The sequence below is a fragment of the Flavobacterium caeni genome (genome assembly GCF_900101895.1).
In the GTDB taxonomy this organism is placed as follows: domain Bacteria; phylum Bacteroidota; class Bacteroidia; order Flavobacteriales; family Flavobacteriaceae; genus Flavobacterium; species Flavobacterium caeni.
Genome location: NZ_FMVF01000031.1, coordinates 1 through 8703, shown reverse-complemented (window position 1 = coordinate 8703; position 8703 = coordinate 1). Strand labels below are relative to the sequence as shown.

Here is an 8703-nt window from a genome sequence, read left to right as displayed (position 1 = left end):
TTTAGATTTCAAAGTTGCTACAGCTACACAGGTTTTTATAAAATTGGTCCAGAAAATTTAATTACCGAATATAAAAGAAGTGATAAAGAATTGGATACTACTGGAGAAATTACATATTTAGATGAAAAATATCTTTTAGTTTACTATTATGATGAGGAATTCCCTGTTACTTACTTTTACAAAAAGATAGAAACGCCGCCCAACCGCCGCTAGCCTCCATTGCGGAGTTTTTCGTGGCCGGAAGTTTCCATTTCACGAAGAAACATTATCTTCGGCAGAGAGAACTCAGTCCGCTCTGATCCGCAACGGCGGCTAGCGGCCAAACGTTGGCGGTCATTTCAGGAGTTCCACATTAGATGCCGAGGAAATAGCCTTGAAAATCTTTTCCTATATTTGTAAATGCAAAATCGTTTAAAAGATGAATTATACAATATCCTTTCAGGAACGAGCAAAGTTAGGTTTGGAGCAATTATCCAAGCAATCACCAGTTACCTTGACGATGGCGCGGAAGCAAGCTCAGGCTCTAAAGGACATGAGCATCACGGACGTCAAGAAAAAGCGGCGTTAGAAAAATATATAACTAATTCAAATCTTTGGATTAATGATTTGGATTTCTCGCAATATGTGAGTGAAGGTGCTTAACAAAAAGTCTACCTTAAAGATAGTGAGCATGTATTAAAACTCAATGATGCAATCTATTATAATTCGTGGAAAGATTATCTGAACAATCTATTAATCCACAATTTTTTCTTTCCTGACACAGCTTACGAACTTCTGGGCTTCACTAAAGAAAATGAAATAATATATGCTGTGGTCAAGCAAAATTTCGTCTCTATAGATTCAGCTACAAATCTTTCCCAGGTCAAAGAATTTATGATAAGTAACGGGTTCGAGAACAATCGTAACAACGACTATATAAATCGCGAACTTGGAATTATTTTGGAAGATCTCCATGACGAGAACGTCTTGACGAGTAATGGTATCTTATATTTTATTGATACGGTTTTTTATTTGACTGAGGATTTTGGTCTAAAAGATTGAAACGACCGCCAACCGCCGTTTCAAGCCATTGCGGGGTTTTCAGTAGCCGGAAGTTGTGGTTTCACGAAGAAATATTATCTTCGGCAGAGAGAACTCAGTTCGCTTCGATCCGCAACGTCGTGAAGCGGCCTAACGTTGTGCGTGATTGACAGAAACATCAACAAAACATGGAAATTACACGAAAGGATTTAATTGAATTATGTGACAAATTTCTGAATGGAGAAATTAGCAAAGAAGGAATCGAGAATTTCGCTTCAAATGCAATTTTCTCTGATGACGATGATTGGGATGATGAAATTATTTCTGATACAATATTTGAATGGGATAATGAAGAAATAAATTTTCCAATCAATAATGTCAACATGGAATTATGGAAAAAGCGTCTAAATGGTGACGAAGATGAATTGCTGAAGTATAATTTTTGGAATTCTCATATTGAGCCGCAAAAAAAGATTTGTGAAAAATTTGATTCATTATGGAAACCAATAAATAAAAAACTCAAAATTGGAGTTTCTAAAAACCTAAATCTCGATCCGTTAAATGGCTTAAGACACAATTCCGAAAAGGGAACAACTGGATGGTTTATTTGGTCAGGAGAATATTCTGAAAATGATGATTTCTTTGAACCAATTTGCGCGGAACATTTATTACAAATTCGTCCTGAAATAATTGATTATCTTGGGTTAGATGTCGGATTTCGATTTCTAATTGACAAAAATGGTTATGAAGATATTTGGTTCGATAAAAAAATATCAAAAATATAGGCAACCACGCACAACCGCGCATTTAATAAATCGCTGGCTCGTTGGTGATTGGAAGTTTTTTCAAACCAAGAAAGTTTTATCTTAGCGGAGAGAACTCTGCTCCCATTTCCGCGACTTCTCAAATGCGCCTAACGTTGTGCGCTAGCTTAAGAAATCATACATATGAAAAACGTATTTACAAAATTGAAAATCGGAGATACTGAAATCAAACAAATTCGTGAAGCTGTTGAGCAAATCGAAAAAGAAAATTATGCTTTTAAAAATTGGTTTCCTCGTCCTGGCTTGAAAGAGAAAAATGAGGAAGTTGCTTCAAGAATATATGTTGGCCAAACTTACGACAAAAATCAATTTGATATAGTAAAAGATGGATGGACGCATGATCATTGCGAAATTTGTTTCAAAACACTTGATGATGATGATGGAGGTGAAAATTCAGAGACTTCAGGTTATTTCGATGGTAGTGATTGGATTTGTAAATCTTGTTTTGAAGAGTTAGTTTTATCAGAAGATTTAGAAAAAACTTTGGCTATTCTAAAAAATACAAAGAAGTAATCGCAACAGCCAGCGCACAACCGCCGTTAGGCGCAATTGCGGAGTTTTTCGTCGCCGGAAATCTTGAATTCACGAAGAATGTTTTATCTTGGCAGAGAGAACTCAGCCCGCTTTGATCCGCAACTGCGCCTAGCGGCCTAACGTTATGCGACACCCTATTTGAACAGTCGTACCAAAATCAGCAAACGAAAGAAAGATGAACAAAACTGCCAACGCTTCAAAAAAACAAAAGAGGTGCAACCCAACGCACCAAGCCAACGCATTGCACCACATTTGTTTTTTGCCAACCGCACTTCTGAACTAACACTATGAAGAAACAATTACAAGCCGGTTTCGTACTCGACTGCATAAAAGAAACATTAGAAACAACTTATAAAACTTCAGAAATCCAAGGGCTTCTGAAACAACTATCATACTTTGAAATTGAAGTCAATAAGTCCAATCAACAATTTGATAATTCTGAATTTGAACAAACTTTTTTTGTTGCTAACAACATAATATCAAGAGGATTACCAACCCGACCAACATTGTGGTTGGAAAATCAAATTTTGGACTACTTCAAAAACATTGTTGAACAAGACAAAAAACTTCTTGAAATTGGTTCAATTAGGCAGGAACTAAAAGTTGATGAAATATTTACCCAACTATTATTTAAAGCTTTACATATTATTGACCCCGAAATAAAAGGAGAAAAAATATCCAAATATCAAATGCCTTCTTGGAAAATTTTAGGAAGTGATTTTGAAGAAGGATTTTTATTCGAGCAATTACCAAAACACGTTTCTCAAATGTGGACACAACTTTTTGAACCACAAAGAGAACTAGAAAATGTTTTAAGGTTTTCCACGAATACAGAAGACGAAATCGACAAGTATCTAAACGGAAGTATACAGATTTTCAACGAACAACATTTAGATTTTTCTTTAGAATTTCCATACGAAACAAATAGCCAAAGAGGTTTAATTGTCGAAATTGACGGTAGCCAGCACGAAGAAGCCAATCAGAGGTTTATAGACGGGAATAGGGATACTGCCACCGAAAAAGCGAAATGGGGAAAGGCAATCCGTATAAAAACAACAGAGTGGAATAATATCCAAAACAAACTCAGTGTATTAAAAAATCTTGAAAAAGAACAATTGTTTACAATATTAAAGCAAAACTTTGAAAGCCCTCTTTATTTCGATAAAAACGGATTAAACGCATTGGAGTTATGCCTTATTCCTTTTGCTGTTGCAAGAATTCAGAAAACAATTCTTCATTTAATTTTTGAAGGAGTTTTAGATATCCATTCAAATGAATGGAACATTGCTATATTGGAAAGGGATATTCCTTGTGGAAATCTTGCCATTCAGGATTTTGAGGAACACTTAAAAACGTTATTTCAACTACAAGGAATTTCTTATAAATTACCCAAAATCAATGTATTTGTTGAAAGTAATAGAAAATTTGCTTTAGCAAATTTTTATACTTCGACCGTCATTGATAAAAGTAAAAAATATGATTTGTTTATAGATATTTCTGTACTTCAACGAAATGGACTTACCAAAATTGAAGAAAGTATCAATGCTGAAACAAAAGTTTTAGTTCGTTCCTCTCATTCGCCAAAAACCAAAAGAGTATTTAAAACAAGTGAAATAATCACATACAAAAAACTCGGCAAGAGAAATAAAAAAGAAAATAAATTTGAAGAAAACAAAGAACAGGTTGAACAACTGGAGATAATCGTACAAAATATTTTTAGAAAAACAGGTTTCCGACCTGGACAAGTGGAAATTATCAACCGAGCAATACAAGGTAAAAGTGTAATTGGATTGCTTCCAACAGGTTCGGGAAAATCCTTGACTTATCAGCTCACTTCGCTATTGCAACCAGGAATGGTTATCGTTATTGACCCGATTAAATCTTTGATGAAAGACCAATACGAGGGATTATTAAAAAACTACATTGACGGAGCAATTTATATCAATTCATCTTTAAATGCCAAACAAAGAGAAATAGCTTTGAACAAAATTAAAAATGCAGAAACCATTTTTGCTTTTGTTTCGCCTGAAAGGTTACAAGATGATAGATTTAGAAATGATTTATTAGAAACAAGTAATCTAAACAAAAACTATTTCAGTTATTGCATAATTGATGAAGCACATTGTGTTTCAGAATGGGGGCACGATTTTAGAACTTCTTATTTACGGTTGGGAGATAATGCAAGAAATTATTGTAAAACGAAGTCAGATAAAACAATTCCGTTTTTTGCCTTAACAGCAACAGCTTCTTACGATGTGCTATCAGACATTCAAAGAGAACTTGATATTCCTGATGAAAGTGCAATTGTAAGGCTTGAAAAATTAGACCGTCCAGAAATACAGTTTAAAATTGTCGAAGTTGTTGCTGATTTTGAAGATAAAGAAGATTTGAATTGGGCAACTCAAACTATTTTAGGACAGGCTAAACAAAGAGCATTAAAAACAACATTACAATCAATTCCAAAATACTACGAAACATTCAGTAACGATACAGCAATTATTGAAGAAGCCAAAAAAGTCTTTAATGGAAAAGACATTCGATTAAGTAATTTTCAGACTAATACTTTTTTTGAGCAAAAAGGAAAAGAAAGTAATGCAGGATTAGTTTTCTGTCCACATCGAAAATCGTATTTTGGAGTACAAGACAATGCAGACAAACTTTCTGAACATTTCAGTAGAATCGGAACTTTCGTAGGTGGAGACGATGCAAACAACGAAATCACGCAAAGTAAATTTGTAAATAATGAGTTGGACTTATTGGTTGCAACAAAAGCGTTCGGAATGGGAATTGACAAGTCTAATATCCGTTATGTTGTACACTTCAATTATCCGAGTTCTATTGAAAGCTATTATCAAGAAGCAGGAAGAGGCGGACGTGATAGAAAGTTAGCATTAGGCGTTTTATTGTTCAACAGACAAGGATTGAACTCTTCTGAAAAAATAGAAACGGTTGATGAAGATGGAAATATTGAAACTCATTTTGAGGAAACCAATTTATCAATTGATAAAAAGCTCTTACATAGTTTTCATTCCAATAATTTCAAAGGAATAGGCAAAGAAAAAAGACTTTTAGCAGAATTACTAACTGAAATAAAATTTCCTTCTCACAGACTTTCAAATGATATAGCAGATAGAGTATTTGAAGAGTTTGGGATAGAAATATCATTAAATGCAATAACAAATGCGAATGATAGACAAGTTTTATACATCAATCAAAATTATGGAAGTATTTATCTTGATAGAGAAACTTTGCCATTTTTCCCTAATTCAGAAAATAAGTTTAAAGCTACTGAAATAGCTAATTTCATAAGGCAAATTATTTTTCAAGAAAAGCCAACCGATATAACAGCATTTAATTGGTTAAGCACGTATGTTCCTTCTCACAAAGAAATCGGAATAGAAAAATTACTTTCTGACCCAAATTCAAAAAATGAGTTTCAGGTTATCATTCCATTTGTCAATAACGAAATTGAAAGTATTGCAGAATATTTGTCATCAAGCGGATTACCATTTACAGCCAAAAGTGTAGAAAAAGCACAAAACTTTTGTAGTTCAGGAGAAAAATTTATTGAAAACTTGTCTAAAGAATTGGGAAGTCCAATCCCTGACGACTTTCACGCTGAATTGAAAAAGAGATTTTTACAAATCAGAAATGAAGAAGATACTTATAAAACTATTTACAGACTTTCTGTAATCGGAATTATTGATGATTACACTGTAAATTATCACGCAAAAACAATAACAGCATATATCAGTAAAAAGCCTATTGGACATTATACGCAACAACTCGAAAAGTTTTTAAGAATGTACAATAGCGAAAAAAAAACAAAAGAACTTATAGAGCGAGTTCCATTCTTTTTTACCAATGCTAAAAATCCAATTTCAAGAGAGATCTATCAGTGTTTAGGCTTCCTTATAAAGTTCGTTTATGAACACGTAGCCGATTTGCGAAAAAAATCCATTGATGCAATGGAAAGTGCTTGTATTGTTGGTTTAGATGACCAACAAGGTTCTAAAGGTTTCAAAGAGTTTATCGACCTTTATATGAACTCGAAATATGCAAGACCTCAATTTCTTCCAGAAGATACAAAAGACGGAGAAATTTCAAGTTTAGAAATTATAAATGATTACATAGACAGAATTACGACAGATGCAGGAGGAGAAATCAATAACCTAAAGCATTTAAGAGGTGCGACAACAAGATTGATAACTCAAAGTATCAAATACAGTGAAAATTACGCACTTCATATTTTGAAAGCCTTTTCTATTTTGGCTCTTGAAGTTCAGTATGAAACGGAAGTCTTCATCCAAGAAGCTAAAGAAAATTTCACATTCGGATTTCTCAAAATGGTTGAAGACGAAAATCTAATCACAGATGAGGCATCTGTCGTTTTTAATAATTTTGTAAAAAGATTTGATGATTTTGATATAAAAATATCAGAAGAAATACAAGATTTGAAAGGTTATTTATTCCTAAAAATAAATACAAACTGGACAAAAAACTTTACTAATAAATTTGCAGAAAATTATGCTTGACCAAGAAATAAACGAACAGTTAGGATTACTACAAAAAGAATTATCCCGACTAAAAACGGTAACGGATTACATTGACGGAGCAAAAGAAAACTCAATTAGCATAATAGCAGAACTCGAAAAAGTTCAGCAAAATTATGCTGTTTATACGGACAAAATTTTCAGTCTATACAAAAACTACGTTGACGATTTAAAAAAGAATACAGAAATCCAAATCAATGACGGAGTTTTAAAATTTGAAACCACAGGTAATAAAATAGACACAACTAACAAGGAAAAACTTGTTGAAACAAAACGACTTTTAGAACAATACAAAAAGATTGTTGAAGCAACCGACAATCTGGTTAATACTTTAGAAGCGGTTGATTTCCCGACAAGGCTTTCAACAATTGATAAGAATATTCAAGCTGTCAATTTGGCTTTAAACGAAGCTAAACAATCTATTGAAAGCAAACAAAATGAAAATCAAACAGCGTTAAACCAAAGACTTGACCAGCAAGACAAAGAAATCAAAACTTTGAAAACTATACTTTTTGTAGCAATCGGAATTATAATAGTTGGAATAGTTCTAAATTTTGTAGTGAAATAGCCAACGCTTTTGGTGGCACATTTGCAATTTGCACAAGCCAACCGCACAAATCCAAAATTGCAAAAGAGCCACCAATCCAACGCACCACGAAGAAAGTAAACCAAACTCAATGAAAAGAAGGGCGGTCGCATAACAGCCTGTAAGCGAATTACGCTGGTTTTTGGTAAGTTGAACGTTTTGTTTTCACGAAGAAAGTTTTATCTTGGCAGAGAAAACTCAGTCCGCTTGAAACGCGAATTCGCTTACCGGCGGCACGTTGTGCGCAACCCGAACATGGAATTATGAAACCAATAGACAGAATGAACGAAAAACCTATATTTATTTTTCCGCAGTATCTTTTAATTGCTATTCTAAATTCATTAATTTTTAATGCTTACTTAAAATCTACTGGTTTACCTGGCGGCGCAGTTGGAATGATTCCATTAGTAGTGATGCTATTTTCTTTAATTACATTTATCACATCGCTAATAATTTTTTTAATTCTACTCAAACAAAAAATAAATCTCAATTCTACAAAATATATTTTACTATATCAGTCCATATATTTAATAGTTTTAATTGTTGCTGGACAAAACCCATTTGAGAAAGGTCTCGAAAAGGAATTTAAAGAGATAACCATTTGGATTTATTTTGCGTCATTTTTAGCGACTGCATCCTTGATTATAATTTTATGGTTTTTAAAAATTGTTAATCGTCGAAGACAAAATATATAGGGTCGCGCACAACCGCCGTTTCAAGCCATTGCCGGGTTTTCGGTAGCCGGAGGTTGTTGTTTCACGAACATTGTTTATCATCGGCAGAGAGAACTCAGTTCGCTTTGATCGGCAACGTCGTGAAGCGGCCTAACGTTAGCCGCAAGCTACAAGGAAAATGGACAATTCAATAACTTAATGCAACAAGTCTAATCCTTAGATTTGCTGCCTTATGGACAAAAAAAGAACACGCCTCAAACTCGAAGAAAGAGTCATCATACAAACTTTACTTGCCGAAAAAAGATCGATTTCATACATCGCCGATAGGCTCGAAAGGAACAGATCGTCGATCCATCGGGAGGTCAAAAAATGGGTCGTAAATCCCAAAGACAAATATGATGCGAAACTCGCCCAGTTCTGCGCCGATGATGAGTACAAGAATAAGCGCAATCTCGACAAGATAAATACATACAAAAAGCTAAAGGATTTCGTCTACTCAAGGCTCGAACAAA

The 8703-nt window shown here is 34.0% G+C and carries 8 protein-coding genes and 1 pseudogene; all 9 read left to right on the top strand.

Annotation, left to right across the window (positions count from 1 at the left end; translation table 11 throughout):
- Positions 1 to 213: hypothetical protein (locus tag BLP55_RS17105; protein ID WP_170826898.1), on the top strand; the 213-nt coding region annotated here is incomplete at its 5' end.
- Positions 214 to 399: 186 nt separating this feature from the next.
- A complete protein-coding gene (locus BLP55_RS17325; protein WP_244503480.1) occupies positions 400 to 642 on the top strand; it encodes a hypothetical protein in 243 nt (80 codons plus the stop codon).
- Between the two features lie 12 nt (positions 643 to 654).
- A pseudogene (locus tag BLP55_RS17320) lies at positions 655 to 1041 on the top strand (putative polyvalent protein kinase domain-containing protein); the annotation flags it as partial.
- Between the two features lie 167 nt (positions 1042 to 1208).
- The gene (locus BLP55_RS15840; RefSeq protein ID WP_091147069.1) at positions 1209 to 1805 is read left to right on the top strand and encodes an immunity protein Imm33 domain-containing protein; all 597 of its coding nucleotides are present in this window, start codon (positions 1209 to 1211) and stop codon (positions 1803 to 1805) included.
- Positions 1806 to 1967: 162 nt separating this feature from the next.
- Positions 1968 to 2357, top strand: a complete 390-nt coding sequence (locus tag BLP55_RS15835) for a hypothetical protein (RefSeq protein WP_091147065.1) — start codon at positions 1968 to 1970, stop codon at positions 2355 to 2357.
- A 308-nt stretch (positions 2358 to 2665) separates the two neighbouring features.
- On the top strand, positions 2666 to 6913 hold the full coding sequence (locus BLP55_RS17315) for a DEAD/DEAH box helicase (RefSeq protein ID WP_139149767.1): 4248 nt from the start codon (positions 2666 to 2668) through the stop codon (positions 6911 to 6913).
- Positions 6906 to 7499 carry a hypothetical protein gene (locus BLP55_RS15825; RefSeq protein WP_091147061.1) on the top strand — a complete coding sequence of 198 codons (594 nt, stop codon included), beginning with the start codon at positions 6906 to 6908 and terminating at the stop codon, positions 7497 to 7499. The genes BLP55_RS17315 and BLP55_RS15825 overlap by 8 nt, the downstream gene beginning before the upstream one ends.
- A 281-nt stretch (positions 7500 to 7780) precedes the next feature.
- Positions 7781 to 8212 (top strand): hypothetical protein, encoded by a 432-nt coding sequence (locus tag BLP55_RS15820; RefSeq protein ID WP_091147057.1) that lies wholly within the window; start codon positions 7781 to 7783, stop codon positions 8210 to 8212.
- Between the two features lie 211 nt (positions 8213 to 8423).
- Positions 8424 to 8703: helix-turn-helix domain-containing protein (locus BLP55_RS15815; protein ID WP_139149765.1), on the top strand; the 280-nt coding region annotated here is incomplete at its 3' end.